This is a genomic window from Streptococcus sanguinis, from assembly GCF_020729765.1.
Taxonomy (GTDB): Bacteria; Bacillota; Bacilli; order Lactobacillales; family Streptococcaceae; genus Streptococcus; species Streptococcus sanguinis_Q.
Window position 1 is genome coordinate 1 of the sequence record NZ_JAJEPD010000059.1, and the last position, 19,950, is coordinate 19,950.

General features: G+C 43.6%; 19 protein-coding genes and 1 pseudogene. 17 read left to right on the forward strand and 3 right to left on the reverse strand.

Annotation, left to right across the window (positions count from 1 at the left end):
* Together K4H96_RS08380 and K4H96_RS08385 are read left to right on the forward strand one after the other, a co-directional pair.
* Positions 1-210: pseudogene (locus K4H96_RS08380) on the forward strand (hypothetical protein); the annotation flags it as partial.
* Between the two features lie 31 nt (positions 211-241).
* Entirely contained in the window at positions 242-541 is a 300-nt protein-coding gene (locus K4H96_RS08385) for a DUF4176 domain-containing protein (RefSeq protein WP_002895221.1), read from the forward strand.
* Positions 542-640: 99 nt separating this feature from the next.
* Here K4H96_RS08385 and K4H96_RS08390 read toward each other — a convergent pair whose 3' ends face one another.
* Positions 641-1,189, reverse strand: coding sequence for an NADPH-dependent FMN reductase (locus K4H96_RS08390; RefSeq protein WP_223336996.1), 549 nt, complete (start codon positions 1,187-1,189; stop codon positions 641-643).
* 85 nt (positions 1,190-1,274) lie between these two features.
* The gene (locus tag K4H96_RS08395; protein ID WP_223336995.1) at positions 1,275-1,721 is read right to left on the reverse strand and encodes a MarR family winged helix-turn-helix transcriptional regulator; all 447 of its coding nucleotides are present in this window, start codon (positions 1,719-1,721) and stop codon (positions 1,275-1,277) included.
* Positions 1,722-1,835: 114 nt separating this feature from the next.
* On the opposite strand from K4H96_RS08395, the gene K4H96_RS08400 reads away from it, so the two are divergent.
* From K4H96_RS08400 to K4H96_RS08450, 11 genes are all read left to right on the forward strand, one after another.
* On the forward strand, positions 1,836-2,324 hold the full coding sequence (locus K4H96_RS08400) for a cell wall elongation regulator TseB-like domain-containing protein (protein WP_223336994.1): 489 nt from the start codon (positions 1,836-1,838) through the stop codon (positions 2,322-2,324).
* Positions 2,321-3,502: a pyridoxal phosphate-dependent aminotransferase gene (locus K4H96_RS08405; protein ID WP_223336993.1), complete on the forward strand. Its 1,182-nt coding sequence runs from the start codon at positions 2,321-2,323 to the stop codon at positions 3,500-3,502. Before K4H96_RS08400 ends, K4H96_RS08405 begins: the two co-directional genes overlap by 4 nt.
* A gap of 266 nt (positions 3,503-3,768) precedes the next feature.
* Positions 3,769-4,245, forward strand: coding sequence for a hypothetical protein (locus K4H96_RS08410; RefSeq protein ID WP_223336992.1), 477 nt, complete (start codon positions 3,769-3,771; stop codon positions 4,243-4,245).
* 232 nt (positions 4,246-4,477) lie between these two features.
* Positions 4,478-4,897: a hypothetical protein gene (locus tag K4H96_RS08415; RefSeq protein WP_223336991.1), complete on the forward strand. Its 420-nt coding sequence runs from the start codon at positions 4,478-4,480 to the stop codon at positions 4,895-4,897.
* A 14-nt stretch (positions 4,898-4,911) separates the two neighbouring features.
* Entirely contained in the window at positions 4,912-5,502 is a 591-nt protein-coding gene (locus K4H96_RS08420; protein WP_223336990.1) for a hypothetical protein, read from the forward strand.
* A gap of 9 nt (positions 5,503-5,511) precedes the next feature.
* Positions 5,512-5,862, forward strand: a complete 351-nt coding sequence (locus tag K4H96_RS08425; protein WP_061591673.1) for a hypothetical protein — start codon at positions 5,512-5,514, stop codon at positions 5,860-5,862.
* A gap of 179 nt (positions 5,863-6,041) precedes the next feature.
* Positions 6,042-6,407 carry a VOC family protein gene (locus tag K4H96_RS08430; RefSeq protein ID WP_002906354.1) on the forward strand — a complete coding sequence of 122 codons (366 nt, stop codon included), beginning with the start codon at positions 6,042-6,044 and terminating at the stop codon, positions 6,405-6,407.
* 21 nt (positions 6,408-6,428) lie between these two features.
* Positions 6,429-7,775: an asparagine--tRNA ligase gene (asnS, locus tag K4H96_RS08435; RefSeq protein WP_223336989.1), complete on the forward strand. Its 1,347-nt coding sequence runs from the start codon at positions 6,429-6,431 to the stop codon at positions 7,773-7,775.
* A gap of 156 nt (positions 7,776-7,931) precedes the next feature.
* A complete protein-coding gene (locus K4H96_RS08440; protein WP_223336988.1) occupies positions 7,932-9,119 on the forward strand; it encodes an MFS transporter in 1,188 nt (395 codons plus the stop codon).
* 96 nt (positions 9,120-9,215) lie between these two features.
* Entirely contained in the window at positions 9,216-10,958 is a 1,743-nt protein-coding gene (locus K4H96_RS08445; RefSeq protein WP_223336987.1) for an ABC transporter ATP-binding protein, read from the forward strand.
* Positions 10,948-12,684: an ABC transporter ATP-binding protein gene (locus K4H96_RS08450; protein WP_223336986.1), complete on the forward strand. Its 1,737-nt coding sequence runs from the start codon at positions 10,948-10,950 to the stop codon at positions 12,682-12,684. Before K4H96_RS08445 ends, K4H96_RS08450 begins: the two co-directional genes overlap by 11 nt.
* 74 nt (positions 12,685-12,758) lie before the next feature.
* Here K4H96_RS08450 and K4H96_RS08455 read toward each other — a convergent pair whose 3' ends face one another.
* The gene (locus tag K4H96_RS08455; protein ID WP_223336985.1) at positions 12,759-14,285 is read right to left on the reverse strand and encodes an ATP-binding cassette domain-containing protein; all 1,527 of its coding nucleotides are present in this window, start codon (positions 14,283-14,285) and stop codon (positions 12,759-12,761) included.
* Between the two features lie 617 nt (positions 14,286-14,902).
* Between K4H96_RS08455 and K4H96_RS08460 the strand changes: the two genes are divergently transcribed.
* The 4 genes from K4H96_RS08460 to K4H96_RS08475 all read left to right on the forward strand — a co-directional run bounded on the left by K4H96_RS08460 (position 14,903) and on the right by K4H96_RS08475 (position 19,920).
* Positions 14,903-15,094: a hypothetical protein gene (locus K4H96_RS08460; protein ID WP_223336984.1), complete on the forward strand. Its 192-nt coding sequence runs from the start codon at positions 14,903-14,905 to the stop codon at positions 15,092-15,094.
* A gap of 113 nt (positions 15,095-15,207) precedes the next feature.
* On the forward strand, positions 15,208-16,989 hold the full coding sequence (locus K4H96_RS08465) for a serine hydrolase domain-containing protein (RefSeq protein ID WP_223336983.1): 1,782 nt from the start codon (positions 15,208-15,210) through the stop codon (positions 16,987-16,989).
* A gap of 234 nt (positions 16,990-17,223) precedes the next feature.
* The gene (locus K4H96_RS08470; protein ID WP_061591681.1) at positions 17,224-18,036 is read left to right on the forward strand and encodes a CPBP family intramembrane glutamic endopeptidase; all 813 of its coding nucleotides are present in this window, start codon (positions 17,224-17,226) and stop codon (positions 18,034-18,036) included.
* A gap of 102 nt (positions 18,037-18,138) precedes the next feature.
* The gene (locus K4H96_RS08475) at positions 18,139-19,920 is read left to right on the forward strand and encodes a serine hydrolase (RefSeq protein ID WP_223336982.1); all 1,782 of its coding nucleotides are present in this window, start codon (positions 18,139-18,141) and stop codon (positions 19,918-19,920) included.
* Positions 19,921-19,950: the final 30 nt, after the last annotated feature.

Here is a 19,950-nt window from a genome sequence, read left to right on the forward strand (position 1 = left end):
TATCTTTACCTTTTTCTATTTTTAGTTCCTGTTGTCATTGCTTATTTTGTAATTGCTGTTATGAATTTTGCAACACTGATGTGGGAAATTACTTATTTATTCAAAGGACAGCTGCTAGGGCATCTCTATCGGCTTTATTTTAGTCTCATAAGGTCCCATTTATTCAAACAGATAAAAGTTCTGAAAAGATTAAAAAAGAAGAATACTTAGAATTCGAGAAGATTTTTAAAGGAGGTTTCTAATGACTGAGCTACTACCGATAGGGAGTGTTGTCCAACTTAAAAATGGACAAGTGAAAATTATGATTATTAACCGTTATCCTCTTTATGATAATAAGGGTGAAATTGGTTATTTAGACTATTCCGGCTGTGTATATCCTTTTGGTATGACGGATAATCAAGCTTGCTTCTTTAACAATGAAGATATTGAAAAAGTTTGGTTTGAGGGGTATATAGATGAATCAGAAGAGAARATGCTAGCAAAAATAGAAGATAAATTATCTCAAATTCCTTATCCTAAATATTCTTTAGCTGATTTATAATACCTGTTCCTGTCAGTAAAGTATTCTAAAACCCCTCGCAATTATTTGCGGGGAGTTAGTGTCTTATAAGTTTTCTTTTCTTTTTATAATCTTCTCTTTTTAGTTAAGGGCTGCTAAAAGAGCATCAGCCTGTGCTGAGAGTTCAGCAAGTTTGTCTTCTGCGACAGTCAGTTGTCCAGTTCCCCATGCTTCTGGGTTGATGCCAACACCTGTGAATGGTTCCACCACATTCATACGAATGAATGGCAGCAGGCTGCGGTAGTGCTTGAATACTTCATCTGGTGATGTGCCGTTAGCTACAGATGAAACAGTAACAACCTTAGCATTCAGAGCAGATGGGCCAGTTGGGTCTGACAGATCCAGAGCGCGTGAAGCCCAGTCCAAAAGGTTTTTCACTACTCCTGGAATAGCCCAGTTGTAGACAGGTGAGAAAATCCAGATGGCATCAGCGGCCAAAATTTCTTCACGAACCTTAGCAACAGCAGCTGGAGCAGGACTTTCGATGTCTTGGTTGTAGAATGGTACATCTTTGAAATCAAGATATGAAACTTCTGCCTTACCAGCCAAAGCTTTTTCAGCTTGCTCAGCCAATTGGTGGTTGAAAGAACCTTGACGAAGTGAGCCGACGATGAATAATACTTTAGACATTGCATTGTCTCCTTTTTTATAAAATAAAGAGATATTTCTCTTGTTACAATATATGTTACAACATTAATTACTAGTTAGCAATTATTTAGCTCATTTTCTTGAAATTTTTTAAAATTCGAATCAAGTCTTGCTTATCGTCTTCTTCGAGAATGGAAAGAGCTTGCTGAATATTTTTGATATGATCAGGCAGGGCGGCTTCAATTTTAGCTCTGCCTTGTTCCGTCAGGCCAATCAAAAAAGCCCGGCGGTCATTTGGGTCGCAGGTGCGGACAATCCAGCCGTCGCGCTCCATATTTTTGATGACGACAGTCATGTTACCAGAAGTAGCCAGTATACGGTCAATCAGGTCCTGAATACGCAGCTCTCCTTTGCTGTACAGGGTTTCTAAGACGGAAAACTGAGTAGGAGTCAAATCATGCTTTTTGAAAATTTGGGCTTCAATGGCACGGATAGTTCTTTCTGCCTTATGAAAGACAATCATGGTTTTCAAATCAAGCAGAGTTTCTTTGCTTAAATCGTCTGTAATCTTCATAACAATATTTTACCAATAAATAGTATCATATGCAAGGATATTGCTTTAGAATTTTGTGAATATTCTCATCAAAAAAAGATAGAAAAATAGGAGTATTTGTAGTATAATGACGGAGTGAAATATAAAAATAGAAATAAAGCCAGTTTTCCAATTTGGCAGTACCTTATCGGTATTTTTATCGTTCTCAGCGTTCTTGTCTTTTCATTTTTTGCTGTTTTGCAAGTATCTATGCAGCCGAGGCAGTCAGCTAAGGAAGCAAGCAGTCGCTTGGCCAAGGAATATGCAGATCTTGAAAAAGTGGATTCTTTTGCCATCTACAATGGGCAGGAATCCTACTACAGTCTGCTTGGTAAGACCAGTAAAGGTGTCGAAAAAGCTGTTTTGATTGCCAAAGATTCCAATGAGATTCGGGTCTATCGACTTGACCAAGGTGTCAGTCAGACAGAGGCTGAGAGCATTGCCAAGGAAAATGGAGCCGGAACTATTGATAAGGTGACCTTGGGCTATTTTAAGGATCAGCCCATCTGGGAAGTCAAGTCGGGAGGCACCTACTACCTGATAGGTTTTGAAAGCGGACAGTTGGTCAGCAAGGAGGGACTATGAAATTATCAAATCGTGTCTTAAAGATGGAAGAAAGCGTGACTCTGGCAACAGCAGCGCGTGCTAAGGCCTTGAAAGCGCAGGGGCGGGATATTCTATCTCTGACTCTGGGAGAGCCAGATTTTCCAACGCCTAAGAACATCCGAGATGCGGCTGTGGCTGCCATTGAGGATGGGCGTGCTAGCTTTTATACGGTGACTAGCGGTCTGCCAGAGCTAAAAGAAGCAGTGGTGGAGTATTTTGCCAACTATTACGGCTATACAATCCAGCCCAATCAAGTGATGGTGGCAACCGGAGCTAAGTTCTCCCTCTATACCTTTTTTATGAGTGTGCTTGATCCAGGCGATGAAGCTATCATTCCGACGCCTTACTGGGTCAGCTACGGCGACCAGATTAAGATGGCCGAGGGAACTCCTGTTTTTGTTCAAGCCACTGAGGAAAATAATTTCAAAGTGACGGTGGAACAGCTAGAAGCTGCTCGTACTGATAAGACCAAGGTCTTGGTTTTGAACTCGCCATCCAATCCGACGGGTATGATTTATACATCGGATGAGCTAAGGGCGATTGGGAACTGGGCTGTGGAGCATGATATTCTGATTTTGGCAGATGACATCTATGGGCGTCTGGTTTATAACGGTAATAAATTTACACCAATTTCCAGTCTATCTGAGGAGATTCGCAAGCAGACTGTAGTTATCAATGGTGTCTCTAAGAGCTACTCCATGACAGGCTGGCGGATTGGCTATGCAGTTGGTGAGCCAGAGATTATTGCAGCCATGAGTAAGATTGCAGGTCAGACGACTTCTAACCCGACAGCAGCGGCTCAATATGCAGCTATCGAAGCTCTGACTGGCAGTCAGGAAACGGTTGAAACCATGCGCCAGGCCTTTGAAGAACGTCTTAATACCATCTATCCACTCTTGGCTCAGGTGCCAGGATTTGAAGTGGTCAAGCCGCAAGGGGCCTTCTATCTCTTTCCAAATGTCAAGAAAGCTATGGAAATGAAAGGTTATACAGATGTGACCGACTTTACGACAGCAATTTTAGAAGAAGTTGGCGTGGCTCTGGTGACCGGAGCAGGCTTCGGTGCTCCAGAAAATGTCCGTCTTAGCTATGCGACAGATCTGGAAACACTCAAAGAAGCCGTTGGACGTCTACAGCATTTTATGGAGAGTAAATAAAGCTCTCAGTATGGCATTGCTTGCTAAAGATAACCTACAAAAATTTATAAACAATAGATAAGGATGGACTCAGAGTTCGTCCTTTTCAGTTCCCCTAAACTGCACTGGCAAATAGTTTGACAAAATGGTAAAATAATATAGAATATCATAAAAACGCTTTCATGTTTTCTGGTCGAATTAAGAAGATTTTGGGCGACAAAATAAAAGCTGGGAGCAGTTATAATTTAGCTGCTAGGTCTTGCAAACAGGAGTGAAAGGAGAAGGATATGAAACGTCGTTTGATTTTCTTATTCTTGCTAGGCGGTCTAGTCTTGCTAGGAGCTTATGTTTTCTTTAATTCAGAGGTGGGTTGGACCACAATTTCTCAGTCTAATTCTGGTGAACCAAGCTACAGCCTACAAGCAAAAGATAATCGCTATCGTATCCACTATTATGAGAATTCCTCGGCCCGTAAGGATTGGTACTTGAATAATTACCAGCCAGCTTTAAATTTAAAGATGCGAACTCTGAATAGTGAGCAATTAAAAAATACTGAGGGGGGTTCTTCAAAGCAGGAACTTTCTGGGACAGGCTATGCGGATTTTACGATGGTTTATGAGACTCATTATAATCCTCAGATTGAGCGAACCTATTTTAAGGTCCGTATTGTAGTTAATGATAAGGGAGATGTAGACACTAAGAAGAGCAGTATGACCTACTGGAAGATGGAAGAAGAGGTAAAGAATGATCCGCCAATTGATTAAATAGCAGCTACCAATGCTAGATTAACTATGTATAAGTCACTTTCTGATAGGAATCACCAGACGACTTAAAAATTTGAGGAGTATTTAGTTGAAGACGACGGTGTTTCGGTGTATAATAAAAGAAGTCCATTTGGTCTAGCCCTGCATTCTATTCACATGCAGTGTGTTCCTCATGGTCTTTTTACTTAAGTAATAATAGGGATGAAGATTATTTTGTACAAAAGGAGATAAAATGGGTTTTATCAGAAAGGAAATAGGGGAAAGAGAGAAGAAGCTTCTCGAGGATTTTTCTATTGAAGAAAAAGAACTGGCTCTGCCATTTTTACTAGAGGATGAGAAGAGAGGAATTTTTCTCTGCGTCAAGCAATTTCGTATCGGGGAAGGGAAATATCAAGTCTTAGCCATGATTCTCGGTGGGCACTTGCTTGAATTTCGCCTAGAAGAAGAGCGAGCGGATAGATATCCAACACGCAATGAGGAAGATCAAAGTGTAAAAGGTCTATCAACAGAAACAATCTCCCAGCTTGTGATTCCCAAGGTTTTAAAAGGACGAGAGGACAAAATCGTAACAGTGATTCAACATGCCCTGTCGCAAATTAACCCTTATTATGATACAAAGATAAGGGAAGTAAACCACGTGGAGTACAGATAAAGAGGAGATAGGATATGGGATTATTAGAAAAGTGTCTGGATTTTTTTCCTAGTAGGCGGGCTGTAAGTGACATAGAAGAGATGACTTGGGAGGAGGAATTTACCCCTAAAAGAGCTCATCTCAAAGAAGTCAGTAGTAGCCCTCAGAAGGAGACTGAGGGGACAGTGTCTCTTCCCCAAGAAGGAAGTTGGAAGTTCGTGCACGAGATGATTTCTGAAGAAGGGATTGAGATTTTAAAGAAGGCTGGGATTGATGACGAGCTAGTTTTTGAGACGGGCGACTGGGTCGCCGATCATGATTTGGGGATTTACCTGGTCCTTTATCGCTTTGGTGGCAGAACCAACTGGAAGAAAACCTATAAGCTAATCTTGCAAGGACAGGTGATTGAATTTAAGACCAAGACCATTTTTCATCAGAAGGATTTTTCTTATGAAGATGGGAAATTCACCAAGGGAGTGATTGTCAAAAATGTCTCCAATATGCTCCTGCCTTTGGCTTTCGAAGGTCAACAGCAGCGCGTGCTCCATATCATTCAAGCGGCTCTGTCAGCAGCTAGCCCAAGCTATGATACGGTCATTTACAGGGCAAACTTTGATTTGGTTTAGGAGGGGAAGATGATATATATTACAAAAGAAGATGTTTTGACTTGGCTGGACAAACATGAGCCAGTGGCCAATCGTCAGAAGGACATTGCGGCTTTTCATAAAGAACTGTCGTTTCGTCTTCAAAGAATGGACTTTCGACCGTCTAGCAGTTCCAAAGATCCGCAGAGAGATGTTTGTGAAGACCCTGACCAAGAGCTCACTGTAGCCTTTACTCAGGATGGGGAGGGGAATTATGCGACGATTGACCAGAGTCCAGGAGGTCAGATTCTCAGCGATCAGCGCTTTAAGATAGCTCTGAAAAAAGTCTTGAACTATGATGATGACATGGTTGATCGACTGCTATATGGAACAAAAAATTAGTCCTCTTATTCAAAGAGAGTTATCCGCCAGCCTTTAGGAGGCTGGTTTTTTAATTTTTCTGATATTTAGACTCTTCAAGGATAGCTATTGCAATCGCTTTATGGTAAAATATAGAACAGATGTCCAAAAGATTTGTCTTGAAATAAAGTGACATTTAGCAACCAATCTAGGAGGCAGATATGATTGATCATTTTGAGATAAAGGTCAGGAATCTACAAATTTCAAAAGACTTTTATACAAGTTTTCTTTCTCCTCTAGGCTACAAATTGGCTTTTAGAAGTAGTTCTCTACTCAGTTTTGTTGCTCCCAACAGCCCACATCCTGGTGGAGATTTTTGGTTGGGGGAGGGAGAGCAGTCTCCGATTCACTTTGCTTTTTTGGCAGAAAACCATGAGCAGGTTCAAGCTTGTTATGAGGCTGGTTTAAAGGCAGGGGGAAAAGACAACGGTGCGCCAAATTATCGGGGGAACCTTTCGTCATATTATGCAGCCTTTGTCTTGGATCCGGATGGTAATAATGTCGAGGCAGTCTGTCATAAAGAATAAAAAATAGAAAAGAGAAAAAACGTGTCAAAGAAAATCGTAACAATTATTGATGTGAAAAATTATGTTGGTCAAGAAGTGACCATCGGTGCTTGGGTTGCCAATAAGTCAGGTAAGGGTAAGATTGCTTTCTTGCAGCTGCGTGATGGCTCTGCCTTTTTCCAAGGGGTGGCCTTCAAGCCTAACTTCATTGAGAAATTTGGCGAAGAAGAAGGATTGGCGAAGTTTGATACGATTAAAAAGCTTAGCCAAGAAACTTCTGTCTATGTGACAGGGATTGTCAAGGAAGACGAACGTTCAAAATTTGGCTACGAGCTGGACATCACAGACATCGAAATCATCGGTGAGTCAAATGACTATCCAATCACGCCTAAAGAACATGGGACTGACTTCCTCATGGACAACCGTCACTTGTGGCTGCGTTCTCGTAAGCAAGTGGCTATGATGCAAATCCGCAATGCCATAATCTATGCTACCTATGAATTCTTTGACAAGAATGGCTTTATGAAGTTTGACAGCCCAATCTTGTCAGGAAATGCAGCAGAAGACTCAACAGAGCTCTTTGAAACAGACTACTTCGGAACCCCAGCTTACTTGAGCCAATCTGGTCAGCTTTATCTGGAAGCAGGAGCCATGGCTCTTGGCCGTGTCTTTGACTTTGGTCCTGTATTCCGTGCCGAAAAATCAAAAACCCGTCGTCATTTGACTGAGTTCTGGATGATGGATGCAGAGTACTCATACTTGACGCATGATGAGTCACTTGACTTGCAAGAAGCTTATGTTAAAGCCTTGATCCAAGGTGTGTTAGACCGGGCTCCTCAAGCTTTGGAAACCTTGGAACGTGATACTGAGCTTTTGAAACGCTATATTGCAGAGCCTTTCAAGCGTGTTAGCTATGATGAAGCGATTGACCTCTTGCAAGCCCATGAAAATGATGAAGATGCGGACTATGAGCATCTGGAACATGGTGATGACTTTGGTTCACCGCATGAAACATGGATTTCAAACCACTTTGGTGTACCAACCTTTGTCGTTAATTACCCAGCAGCTATCAAGGCTTTCTACATGAAGCCAGTTCCTGGAAATCCAGCTCGCGTCCTTTGTGCGGACTTGCTAGCTCCAGAAGGCTACGGTGAAATCATCGGTGGTTCTATGCGTGAGGAAGACTACGATGCATTGGTCGCTAAAATGGAAGAGCTTGGTATGGATACTTCAGAATATGAATTTTACTTGGATCTTCGTAAGTATGGAACAGTTCCACACGGTGGCTTCGGTATCGGTATCGAGCGCATGGTAACCTTTGTAGCAGGAACCAAGCATATCCGTGAAGCCATTCCATTCCCACGTATGCTGCACCGTATTAAACCATAAAATGATTCAAACGCCCATGTGGCGTTTTTTCAACATCGAACTATGAAATAATCCAAATTTAGAAATTTAGAGAAAGAAGAGGTGGAGGTCATGTGAAGCGCAGATTAACAAGTGAGAAAGGATAGAAATTAGAGAACACTTGTTAAAGGAGAAAATATGTTTAAAAGAAGTTATCGGAAAAATATCGGTCTTATGGCCGGAGTAGAATTTTTTGCCTTTCTAGGCATTACTAGTTTTTGGATTTTATTTCTCAGTCAAAACGGCATGTCCCTTTGGCAGATTGGGCTTTTGGAAAGTATTTTTCATGCGACTAGCGTCATTTGTGAAATTCCTTCTGGGATGTTGGCGGATCGCTTTTCCTACAAAACCAATCTTTATCTGAGCCGGATAGCTGGGATTGTGTCTTCTGTTCTCATGTTGGCTGGGCAGGGGAACTTTTGGGTTTATGCATTGGCTATGGTGATTAGTGCTTGGTCCTATAATTTTGATTCGGGGACAAGCGCAGCCATGGTCTATGATTCATCTGTGGAGGCCGGACTCAAGGAACGTTACTTATCCATCTCCAGTTTTATGTCTGGGGTGGCTGAAGCGACTCGGTCTTTGGGAACGGTCTGGGCCGGATTTTTTGTCCATGGACAATTGCATCTGACCTACTATATCATGATTGGCACTTCTATCGTCGTTCTTTTCTTAACCTGGATGCTGAAAGAACCGAGTGTCAAAGCAGAGAAAGCGGAACGTCTGACTATGAAAAAGATTATCTGGGCTGTCAAAGAGGAGTTGCAGAGAAATCCCAGCCTTTTTATCTGGATGATTCTTTCCCAAATCATCGGAACGCTGATGTGTATGTTTTATTTTTATTATCAAAATCAATTGCCTGATTTAAAAGATTGGCAGATTTCGGTAGTCATGCTGATTGGCAGTGCTTTGAATATCTTGGCGGTCTATCTGGCGAGTGTGATTGGAAAGAAGTATTCTGCCTTAAAACTTTTTCCTTCAGTGGTTCTTCTAACCGGAGCAAGCTACCTGCTGTCCTATTTTGGAACTCCGATCATTTATATTTTGATTTATCTAATCAGCAACGCCTTGTATGCTCTTTTCCAGCCGATTTTTGACAATGATTTACAAAAGCAGCTGCCAAGTGAAGTGCGGGCGACCATGCTCAGTGTTTATTCTATGATGTTCAGCCTGAGCATGATTGTCATTTTTCCTCTGACAGGCTGGTTGATTGATTACTTTGGCTTCGATTGGACTTTTATAGCTTTGGGCACCTTTTTATTAGTAGTGACACTATTTTTGCATTTGGGATTAAAGAAAATAAGCCAGAACTTACAAGAAGTCTAATATCAATGTTCTCTTTCTGATATTCAGAAGGAGAATATTTTTTACCCTTTGAAAATTATGGTAAAATAAATACAGTTTAATGGAGAAGTAGGCGGTATGAAAGATTTATTGAAATATTTCAAGGGCTATATCAGAGAGTCTTTGTTGGGGCCCTTGTTCAAGCTCTTGGAGGCCAGTTTTGAACTGTTAGTTCCGATTTTGATTGCGGGGATTGTGGACGAGACCATTCCTAGACACGACAGCTCCCATCTCTACTGGATGGTTTTTCTTTTGATGGGCTTGGCTGCTCTGGGCGTGGTGGTTGCAGTTGTGGCCCAGTATTATTCGTCAAAGGCGGCAGTGGGCTTTACTCGTCAGATGACAAGTGACCTCTATCAAAAAATCCTGCGTTTGCCCAAGGCTAGTCGGGATGAGCTGACGACTTCTAGCTTGGTGACTCGGCTGACGAGCGACACCTATCAGATCCAGACGGGCATTAATCAATTTCTTCGTCTCTTTCTGCGGGCGCCCATTATCGTTTTTGGCTCAATCATCATGGCCTTTACTATCAGTCCGGTCATTACCTTGTGGTTCTTGCTCATGGTGGCAATTTTAACGGCTATTATCGTCCTCATGTCTCGTCTGATGAATCCTCTATATGCTAAGATTCGTCAACTGACAGACCAACTAGTCAATTTGACGCGTGAGCAACTGCAGGGCATGCGGGTTATACGAGCTTTCGGTCAGACCCAGCGCGAGGTTCAGACTTTTCGCAATCGCAATGAGCTCTATAAAACCTGGCAAATCAGGACGGGAGCTCTGGCTAGTCTGATTAGTCCTCTGACCTTTCTTACAGTCAATGGTACTCTGATTGCTGTGATTTGGCAGGGGAATGCTTTTATCGGCAAGGGCTTACTGACTCAGGGGATGCTAGTGGCCTTGGTCAATTATTTATTGCAGATTTTGGTGGAATTGCTCAAGCTGGCGATGCTGGTCAACTCACTCAATCAAAGCTATATCAGTGCAGGTCGTATCAGTCAGGTCTTCGAGCAAGCGGAAGAAGATGTCTTGCAGGAATTAGTGCAGGAAACAGCTCTGCCGAATCAAGCTATTAAGGTCCAGCAGGTTAGTTTTTCTTATCCAAATGCAGCTAGTCCAGCCTTGACTGGTCTGACTTTTGATTTGAAAAGAGGTCAGACTTTGGGGGTTATTGGCGGGACAGGTTCAGGGAAGTCTACTCTGGTTCAGCTGCTGGCTCATCTTTATCCTGTGGCTGCTGGTCAGTTGGCCATCTTTTTCCAAGGACGCAGTCCTAAAAATCTCAGAGAATGGCGGTCTTGGATTAGTCTGGTGCCTCAGAAGGCGGAGCTTTTTCAAGGAACTGTTCGCTCCAATCTGACCTTGGGCATGTCAACCAAGCCAACAGACGCAGACTTGTGGCAGGCTTTAGAGATTGCTCAGGCGGCGGACTTTGTCTCCCAGAAGGAAGGTGGCTTGGATGCGACTGTAGAGGCCTTTGGTCGGAATTTTTCTGGCGGTCAGCGGCAGCGTTTAACCATCGCTAGAGCTGTCTTGCGGAGGGCGCCTTTCTTGGTTTTAGATGATGCGACCTCTGCTCTGGACTATCTGACAGAGGCAAGACTCCTGCAGTCTATTAAGAAAGAATTGACAGAGACCAGTCTGGTCTTAATCTCTCAGCGGACCAATAGCTTGCGCTCAGCGGATCAAATCTTAGTCCTAGATAAGGGAGAACAGGTGGCCCTTGGTCGCCATGAGGAACTCTTAGTCAGCTCTGCCATTTACCGAGAAATCCATCACTCACAGCATAGTCAAGGAGAGGAGGGCAAGCATGAAGCATAAGACATCATCTAGCAGCTTGAGGCGCTTGACTCGAGATTTGCTGCAGGCGCGCTGGCTCTTTCTCCTAGCTAGTCTGGGAACGGTGGCTCAAGTGGCTCTGACTGTTCTTCTTCCAGTTTTAATCGGGAATGCGGTTGATAGCGTTCTTCTTCCTCAATCGGAGCAGCATTCAATGCCGATTTTGGGCCAGATGCTGCTGGTTATCTTAGCCAATACGCTGATTCAGCGGCTCAATCCCTTGCTCTATAATCAGCTGGTCTATCGCTATAGCCAGCAGCTCCGACAGGGTGTTATCAAGAAAGTGCACTATCTGCCTTTGGCTTATCTGGACCGGCAGGGAACCGGAGACTTGGTTAGTCGGGTGACGACGGACTTGGAGCAGCTCAGCAATGGCCTGCTTATGGTTTTCAATCAGTTTTTTGTGGGTTTGCTGACAATTTTAGTGACTATCATTAGCATGGCCAGATTGGACTTCTTTCTCCTGCTTTTGGTCTTGCTTTTGACGCCCCTTTCTCTCTTCTTAGCGCGCTTTATTGCTAGAAAGAGTTTTAGCTTTTTCCAACGGCAGACGCAGGCTAGAGGGGCACAGACCCAGCTGATTGAGGAAAGTCTGACCCAGGAAAGTCTGATCCAGGCTTTTAATGCTCAGGAGCAGTTTGATACAGCTTTTACTCGCAGCAATCAAACTTATGCGGACTATTCTCAGGCGGCTATTTTCTATTCATCAACGGTCAATCCTTCGACTCGTTTTATCAATGCCCTGATTTATGCTTTGATTGTAGGCTTTGGGGCTGTCCGAATCATTCAGGGAACAGGCTTTACGGTTGGGCAGCTGGTAACCTTTCTCAACTATGTCAACCAGTACACCAAGCCTTTCAACGATATATCGTCAGTCATGTCGGAATTGCAGAGCGCTTTAGCTTGTGCAGAGCGGATTTACAGCGTTTTGGACCAAGAAGAAATAGCGGAGCCAGGTCAGGAAATCCTCCAGTCGGAAGATATCAAAGGACAGATTAGCTTCGAGCATGTAGCTTTTGGCTATGAGCCTGGAAAAGAGCTGATTCAGGATTTGAATATAAGGATTCCAGCAGCTAGTAAGGTTGCTATTGTCGGGCCAACTGGTGCGGGCAAGTCTACCTTGATCAATCTCCTCATGCGCTTTTACAATGTAGACAGTGGTCTTATTTCGTTAGACGCTACTCCCATCAGCTATTATACTAGAGCCTCTTATCGTCAGCAGTTTGGTATGGTACTGCAAGAGACTTGGCTTAAAACGGCGACCATTCACGACAACATAGCTTTTGGCCGGCCAGATGCTAGCCGAGAAGAGGTCATTGCAGCTGCTAAGGCAGCCAATGCTCATTTCTTTATCCAGCAGCTGCCTCAGGGGTACGACACCTACCTGGCGGATGCTGGGGACTCCCTGTCTCAAGGTCAGCGGCAGCTCTTGACCATTGCTCGTGTCTTCCTTTCCGTTCCTAAAATCCTAATCTTGGATGAGGCAACTTCCTCCATTGATACTCGGACAGAAGTCTTGATTCAGGAGGCTTTCAGCAAGCTCATGGTGGGACGGACTAGCTTTATCATCGCCCACCGCCTGTCCACTATTCAAAATGCGGACATCATCCTCGTTATGGTAGATGGTGATATCGTCGAGCATGGTAATCACCAGGAGCTCATGGCAGCCAGAGGCGTTTATTACCAAATGCAGACGGCGCAGGAGTAGAAGGGGAGCTTTATTAAAGTTCACAGATTGATGCTAAACAAAACTAAAAGAGTTGGATTTCCAACTCTTTTTGCTTATAGTTCAACTTCCTCAAACCCTGTCTCCGTCAGTTTATAAATCTTCTGGCAGACTTCTTTGAGGAAGATACGATCGTGGGAGACAGCGATGATGGCGCCAGGATAGGTCGCCAAAAGCTGGCGAACCTGAGGCTGAGAGGTGGGAGAGAAGTTGCGGGTTGGCTCGTCCAGCAGGAGGACATTGGGGCGGTCTAGGACTAGCTTAAGTAGGAGAAGTTTGGCTTTTTGACCGCCGGAAAGCTGCCCAATCGGGTGACGGGCCTCGTCGCGCGTGAACTGGAGACTGGCTAGATGCGTCAGGATTTTCTCCTCTTGGGACTTGTCGCCAGAGGGAGCCAGAAAGTCCAAAGGGCTGCTCTCATCAGCCAGCAAGTCACCATAATGCTGGGGCATGTAGCCTACTCGCATATCTGTTCGCTCACGCAGGATCTTCCATATTTCCTTAAGCAGAGTAGACTTGCCTACACCATTAGCGCCAATCAGCCCGATTTTTTCCTGGCCGCAGACTTCCAGAGTCAGATTCTTCGCCAGTTGTCGTTCGTTTGTTTCCAGTTTCATTCCTTCTAATTTCAGGATTCTTTTGGTCAATGGCAGAGCTTCTATGTCTGAGAAGTGAAGGCTGATGACATCTTCCTGTGTCGGGATTTCGGTCATTTCAGCGCCAGCCTTTTCAAATCGTTTGCCCTGTGAGAGAACATTTTTCATTTTCTTAGCCACCAGTCGACCTGCAGTAGCATCATGGGTATTTCGTAAAGTATGCTCTACACTCTGCTTAACCCGTCGGTGTTTTTCCATGGTCTTGGCGTGTTCTTCTCGCTCTTTCCGTGCCAATTGACCTTGTTTTTCAAAGGCCTCCTGACGTTGATGGCGGTAATTTTCATAGTCCAGACTCTTGACACTGGTTCTAGCCTCCTGCTTCTTTTTGATTCGCTCCAGATGAACAATCTTGGTCGCAGCTTGAGCGAGAAAGTGCTCGTCGTGAGAGACGAAAAGAACCGTTCTCTGGCTGTGGCTGATAAAGTTTTCCAGCCAAGTCAGAGTTTCAAGATCGAGGTCATTAGAGGGCTCGTCAAGAAAGAGAATGTCCCAATCGCTGGCTAGTTTCTTGATGAGCTGAGCTTTAAGTTTTTCTCCTCCAGATAGGCTAGAGAGCCGCTGCTGACTGGCAAAACGCTGACTGTCAAAGTTGAGCTCTCCAGCATAGCGGTAGAGCTTGGCATAGTCCAGTTCTGTCTCAAAATCTGTAAAGAAATAATCATTGAGCGTCAGTTGGGCATCTTCTGAAGGCAACTGCTGGGGCAGGTAGACAGCAGCAGTATAGGACTTATCAATCTGTCCGCTGTAGCTGACATAGGAGCTGACCAGTCGCTCGTCTAGCAAGAGCTTGAGCAGGGTGGACTTGCCATTGCCCTCCTCACCGATAATAGCGACCTTGTCTCCTTGATTGACAGTCAGTGACAAATCTTTGACTAACTCTTTCAGGTCTTTTAGGTGGGTGATTGTTAGATTTTTTATTTGAAGCATAGATGTCTCCTTCGTTTTATAACACAAAATACAGCCCTGCTTTATTTAGCAGAGCTGTTTTTAATTGCACAAAGCAGACACAGGAGTGTCTAAGTAGGATTATTCGTCTATAGGCTTCCAGCTTACACTGTCATAGGAGCGACAGGATTAATCTAAAGATAAGCAAATAGAAGCTAGAAAGCACCGAAAACGAACATACCGCGGGTATGCAGAAACATGACAAAATCTACTAAATAAAGTTTCCTTTAAAAAATAGACTTAATTTTTCATGTCTCSGTGTACCTCCGAAATAGTTCTGTCTTAAGTCTAGCAAAAGATAGTAGATTCGTCAAGCGCTTTCAAATAAATAAAAATTTTTAAAGGATTTTTGGAGCAAATTTTTATAAAACCTCTAAGAATATTGATTTCAAGGCTTTTAAGCTGATTTTGATATATAATTTTTTAATTATATAAAAATTTGACATATACCAGAAAATTATATATAATCGTCTTGTATATAAAAATTATATATATAAAATGATTATACAAATAGGCCTAAAATTTGTAAAAGATAAGAAGAGCTGGAATGGGATAGATTTCAGTCGTCATTTTAAATTGTATCTAAGGAGTAAGAAATCATGTCAAAAACGTTATTTCTCTGGCTTTTGACAGTCCTAAGCTTAGGGCTAGTAAAAACGCCTCAAGCTAAGACGATGGAGCAATCTTTGAAGTCTAACACGGCGGCCATTGAGATTAGCCAAAAAATTCAGGACTATGTCAAGAAAGATGAAGCGACAAGGGTGGCTGTAGAAGCAGTGACTTTTGATTAGATGATGCAAATCATTGCTTAAGAAAGGAGAAAGATATGCTAAGAATTTTTATCCGAATGGTATACAGAAGTATCGCCTATGCGATTGTTGAAGCTAAATAGAAAGGAAATATCATGAAAAAATCATTTATTCTAACACTTTTAACGATTATAACTCTGGGACTCTTCCGACCAATTACAGCCTTGGCTGAGGAGCAGAAGTTGCCGTCTGGTACGGAGCGCAGCCAAATTGGTCAAAAAATCCAAGACTTTGTCAAGGAACATGAAAAGACAACAGCCGGTATGGCAACAACCATTTTTGACAAGGACGGGACTATTTACCAAGGCAGTTTTGGATATATGAACAAGGAAAAAGGCATTAAAGCCGACGACAACAGCGTCTTTGAATGGGGCTCAGTCGGGAAACTAGCTATCTGGGTCTCTGTCATGCAGCTCTGGGAAGAGGGTAAGATTGACCTTGACGAAGACATTCGCACCTATCTGCCAGAGGGATTTATGAAGACTTTGCGCTACGACAAGCCCGTTACTATGACAGACCTCATGAACCATCAGGCCGGCTTTGGCGAGTCTACCCATGCCTACAAGGAAGATAAGGGCTTGTCTATTGAGGAGATTCTGGCAGTTAATCAGCCAGAACAGTCCTACGAGCCCGGCACCATGACAGCCTACTCAAACTTTTCTGCTAGTCTGGCAGCCTACATCGTCGAGCGAATATCTGGTCAGGACTTCTCAGCCTATGTCCATGAACATATCTTCCAACCACTAGGAATGAAAGACACTGCTCTATCAGCCGACTTTAAAGAAAATCCAAAGATTTACCAGAAGCGGATGGAGCAAATCTCTTATCGGGCGGACGGGACATCTATGGGAACTAGCTATTTTCATTTAGGACTTTACCCTGCAGGGAATGCCGTCTCTACTCTGGCTGACTTCAAGAAGTTTGCCCAAGCGCTTTTGAAGAAAGAAAAGCTTTTCAAGCACACTGAGACTTGGACAACCCTTTACACGGCAACCTCGAATTATCCAGGAACAGATATGCCGCTCAATATGCACGGATTTTGGACACGGGAGTACGGCACGACGCTTGTTGGCCATGGAGGAAACTCGACTGGCTACTCATCTTATATTCTGCTGGACTTGAAAAATGGTATAGGTATGACCATTATGACGAATCAAGATCATGAGTTGGTTTATAACTATGAAATGCCAGCCTTGGTTTTTGGACCTAAGAAAAAGACGGACTCAGCCACCTTTGACAAATTCCAGTCTGGAAATTACCGATCTGCTCGCTACTTTGCCAGTGGTCCTATGTCTATCTCCAGAACCTTGCTTTACACTCAGTTTGTAAAGAAATCTAAGGACAATCCGCTTTTGACCCAGAATTTTTCAGTAGTCAGCGGTAGTGGAGACGAGACTAAGGTAACAGCTTCCTATGGCGATAACTTCAGAGTCAAGGATAGCGAGTTCTTTACAGACTGGGCTCTGCTTATTTCAGCAGCAGTCGGACTTGTTTTTAGTATCATTCTCTTTTTGGCACGGGGCGGACTGGATCTCTTCCGCTTGGTCTTCAAAAAAGGTCAATCTAAAACACCAAAACCTCTTCGTATCTGGACTTACCTAACTTCTTTAGCTGGAGTAGGTGTGGCTATAAACTTCCTCCTCCTCTTTAACACATTTGCTACCAGTGATCTGACCTTTTTAGCTAGCTGGCGCTACATTGTTTTTGCCGGTCTGGGATTGATTCTGGCTGGCTGTGCAGTCTTCCCACTTCTGACCAAGGCAAGAAAAGGGCTGAGTAAGAGCCGACTCTACCTAACTGTCTTGACTAGTCTGTCAGCTCTAGCTATTGTTGTCAATATTCTCTACTGGTCACTTTATCAGTGGTGGGCATTGTGATTATTTTCTTGTCTTTTCTGGGGGAATGGACAATCTTGTGAAGGAATATCTCATGAGGTAAATCGTTTGATTAATTCTTTTTACAATCTTAAGGTTAGTGATTTTTCAACAGGAGCTGAAGTACAATAGCTGTCTTTTATACAGAGCGCGGCTAAATGAGGCAAAAAATCTAGGACCTTATCAGACTACAAAAAGCAAGCAGATAAAATCAAACCATTTAAAGGAGAAAATTCGATGACTAATGAAACAAGAAGCAAACCACAACCAAAACTAGTCTGGCCGTTCCTAGCCTGGAACTTCGGCTGGACTTGGGGACTTATGTTGCTAGCTATCATTCTCAAAAATCTCTGGCCGGAAAATCCACCCATACTTTATCTGACTCTGGAAGGCCTCCTAACGAGTCTCAGTATGTTCGGACCGGTGATAGCAAGCCTAATAGTGCTGAAAATAAAAGGCTTCAAAGCCATCTGTTCCTTTATCTTCTTAAGCAAGAAAGGGACTTGGCTCTATCTCCTACTCTTCAGTGGAGGTCTGACTGTGACTTTTGCATTAGCTTCCGGAGGCAAGCTGGTAGATGGAGCTCTGCTTTCATTTATTGGATCCTTTATCTACCTTATGACCTTGGCTGGCGGCATGGAAGAGCCTGGCTGGCGAGGCTTTCTGCAGCCGGCTTTGGAAAAGAAGTTCTCTATGCTTATCGCCTCCTCAATAACTGGACTAGCTTGGGCTTGCTGGCATATTCCTCTCTGGTTTTATGACCGCTTTTATGATCGAAGTCAGAATCCCTTTCTAGTCTTTATCATTGTAACTATAGTCCAGTCTATCTGGTTTGCTGCACTGCATAAGAAGACGAAATCTGTCCTTGCCTGTATGATTTTCCATGCCCTACTAGACATTCTGATAGAAACTTTTGTTGGCATCAATCTAGCTGATAAGTTTGATTTCTCTCAGGTTAACTCTCTCTTTTACCTTGGCGGCTTGGGCATTCTGACCCTTTACAGTATTTATCTCTGGTATCGGGCGGATAAGGAAGAGAAAAACGCATGATTAAAAAACAAGAATAGCCTGATTCTAAAATTAAAAGGAGACTGTACAAATTATCTGACCTTAGCTCATATGAATCTTTGATTCGAACAGAAAGGAAATGCTATGAAAAAATCATTTATTCTGACACTTTTAACGATTATAACTCTAGGAATCTTCCGGCCGAGCGCTGCTTTAGCTGACTCGCAGAAGCTGCCGTCTGGCACGGACCGTAGCCAAATCGGTCAGAAAATCCAAGACTTTGTCAAGGAACATGAAAAGACAACGGCTGGTATGGCAACAGCTGTCTTTGATAAAAACGGAACCATCTACAAGGGAAACTTTGGATATGTGGATAAGGAAAACAAAGTCAAAGTTGACGATGACAGCGTTTTTGAATGGGCTTCAATCACTAAACTGACGGTCTGGGTATCGGTCATGCAGCTCTGGGAAGAGGGCAAAATCGACCTGGAAGCAGACATCAAAACTTATCTGCCAGAAGGCTTTCTCCGCAATCTTCGCTATGATAAGCCTATCACCATGCTGGATCTGATGAACCATCAGGCTGGCTTTGATGAAATGCCACTTTACAAAAAGGGAGATAAGAGCGACTTGGAAGAGCAGTTCCGCGATTACCAGCCTATTCAGTCCTTTGAGCCGGGTACGACGACATCATACTCTAACTACAGCACGGCTTTGGCATCTTATATCGTGGAGCGGATATCTGGGGAGAAGTATGCAGACTATGTCCATGAGCATGTTTTTGAGCCGCTGGACATGGATCGGACTGCTATCTTGCCTGACTTATCGGACAACGCTTATGTACAGGAAAAGCGCAAGGAGGATAAGGGCTATGATGACCAAGGTAAGCTCTTGGGAGATACACCATTTAAGCTTTGGATGTACCCAGTCGGTGGGGCTGTGGGGACTCTAGGAGACCTGCAGAAATTCGCCCAGGCCTTGCTGGAACGTAAGACGCTCTTTCATCGTCCAGAAACTTGGACCGAGCTTTACTCAACAACCTCTACCCACCCTGGTACGGATATTGTTCGTAATGCTCATGGCTTTTGGGCCAGTCACTACGGTGTTACCTTGCTGGGACACAGTGGTAATGCTGATGGCTTTTCTAGCTATCTTTACTTGGATCTGAAAAATGGCATCGGCCAAGTCATCTTAACCAATCAACTGTATGAACAAGTTTACAATGTTCAAATGCCGGAGCTGATATTTGGCAAGATGCAGACTGTCAGCGAAGCTACTAAAAAGCAATTCAAGCCTGGCTCTTACCACTATCTGAGAAGCTATAATAGGGGGCCACTGTCCTTCATGCTCATGATCCCTGGGGCCATCCAAAAGATCAACAAAGTATCAGATCAGCCGGATCTGTTGAGCACTTTCTGGACCATAGACAGAAGTCAAGGTGCTGACCGCCTCGAATTCGGTGTCCTTAATGCGGAAAGGATTTCCGATTCAGTTCTCTTTAGGCATTATCTAGTTGTGTTTCTTGGAGGTTTGTCTCTCGTGTTTGCTTTGGGAAATATCTTGATTAGTTTTCTGATTGGCAGTTTCCGTCTCATCCTGCGTAAAGCAAGAAGTTCGGCACCTCGCTCTTGGAAGATCTGGAATTACCTGACTTCTCTAGGAATAATCCTTTTTGTAGGCAATCTCATTCTGCTTTTACTGGCTGCCATGAATCAGGATTACTCAATTGTTCAATCTTGGCGCTATATGGTCTTTGCTGGACTGGGACTGTTCTTAGCAGGCTGTGCGGTTTATCCGTTCTTTAACAAGTCTCGAAAGGATCTCGGAAAAGGTCGCCTCTTCCTGACAGTTCTGACTAGTCTATCCGCCCTGGCTATTGTTGCCAATATTCTCTACTGGTCGCTTTACCAGTGGTGGGTGATGTGATATAAGTTGCCTGTCTTCCTTTAGGAAGGC

Excerpts from the sequence above, each read along its gene's own strand:
- K4H96_RS08470 (WP_061591681.1), top strand. The coding sequence starts at position 17,224 with ATGACTAATGAAACAAGAAGCAAACCACAACCAAAACTAGTCTGGCCG.
- K4H96_RS08415 (WP_223336991.1), top strand. The coding sequence starts at position 4,478 with ATGGGTTTTATCAGAAAGGAAATAGGGGAAAGAGAGAAGAAGCTTCTC.
- K4H96_RS08440 (WP_223336988.1), top strand. The coding sequence starts at position 7,932 with ATGTTTAAAAGAAGTTATCGGAAAAATATCGGTCTTATGGCCGGAGTA.
- K4H96_RS08425 (WP_061591673.1), top strand. The coding sequence starts at position 5,512 with ATGATATATATTACAAAAGAAGATGTTTTGACTTGGCTGGACAAACAT.
- K4H96_RS08410 (WP_223336992.1), top strand. The coding sequence starts at position 3,769 with ATGAAACGTCGTTTGATTTTCTTATTCTTGCTAGGCGGTCTAGTCTTG.
- K4H96_RS08390 (WP_223336996.1), bottom strand. The coding sequence starts at position 1,189 with ATGTCTAAAGTATTATTCATCGTCGGCTCACTTCGTCAAGGTTCTTTC.
- K4H96_RS08465 (WP_223336983.1), top strand. The coding sequence starts at position 15,208 with ATGAAAAAATCATTTATTCTAACACTTTTAACGATTATAACTCTGGGA.
- K4H96_RS08475 (WP_223336982.1), top strand. The coding sequence starts at position 18,139 with ATGAAAAAATCATTTATTCTGACACTTTTAACGATTATAACTCTAGGA.
- K4H96_RS08455 (WP_223336985.1), bottom strand. The coding sequence starts at position 14,285 with ATGCTTCAAATAAAAAATCTAACAATCACCCACCTAAAAGACCTGAAA.
- K4H96_RS08405 (WP_223336993.1), top strand. The coding sequence starts at position 2,321 with ATGAAATTATCAAATCGTGTCTTAAAGATGGAAGAAAGCGTGACTCTG.
- K4H96_RS08395 (WP_223336995.1), bottom strand. The coding sequence starts at position 1,721 with ATGAAGATTACAGACGATTTAAGCAAAGAAACTCTGCTTGATTTGAAA.
- K4H96_RS08460 (WP_223336984.1), top strand. The coding sequence starts at position 14,903 with ATGTCAAAAACGTTATTTCTCTGGCTTTTGACAGTCCTAAGCTTAGGG.
- K4H96_RS08445 (WP_223336987.1), top strand. The coding sequence starts at position 9,216 with ATGAAAGATTTATTGAAATATTTCAAGGGCTATATCAGAGAGTCTTTG.
- K4H96_RS08450 (WP_223336986.1), top strand. The coding sequence starts at position 10,948 with ATGAAGCATAAGACATCATCTAGCAGCTTGAGGCGCTTGACTCGAGAT.
- K4H96_RS08430 (WP_002906354.1), top strand. The coding sequence starts at position 6,042 with ATGATTGATCATTTTGAGATAAAGGTCAGGAATCTACAAATTTCAAAA.
- K4H96_RS08420 (WP_223336990.1), top strand. The coding sequence starts at position 4,912 with ATGGGATTATTAGAAAAGTGTCTGGATTTTTTTCCTAGTAGGCGGGCT.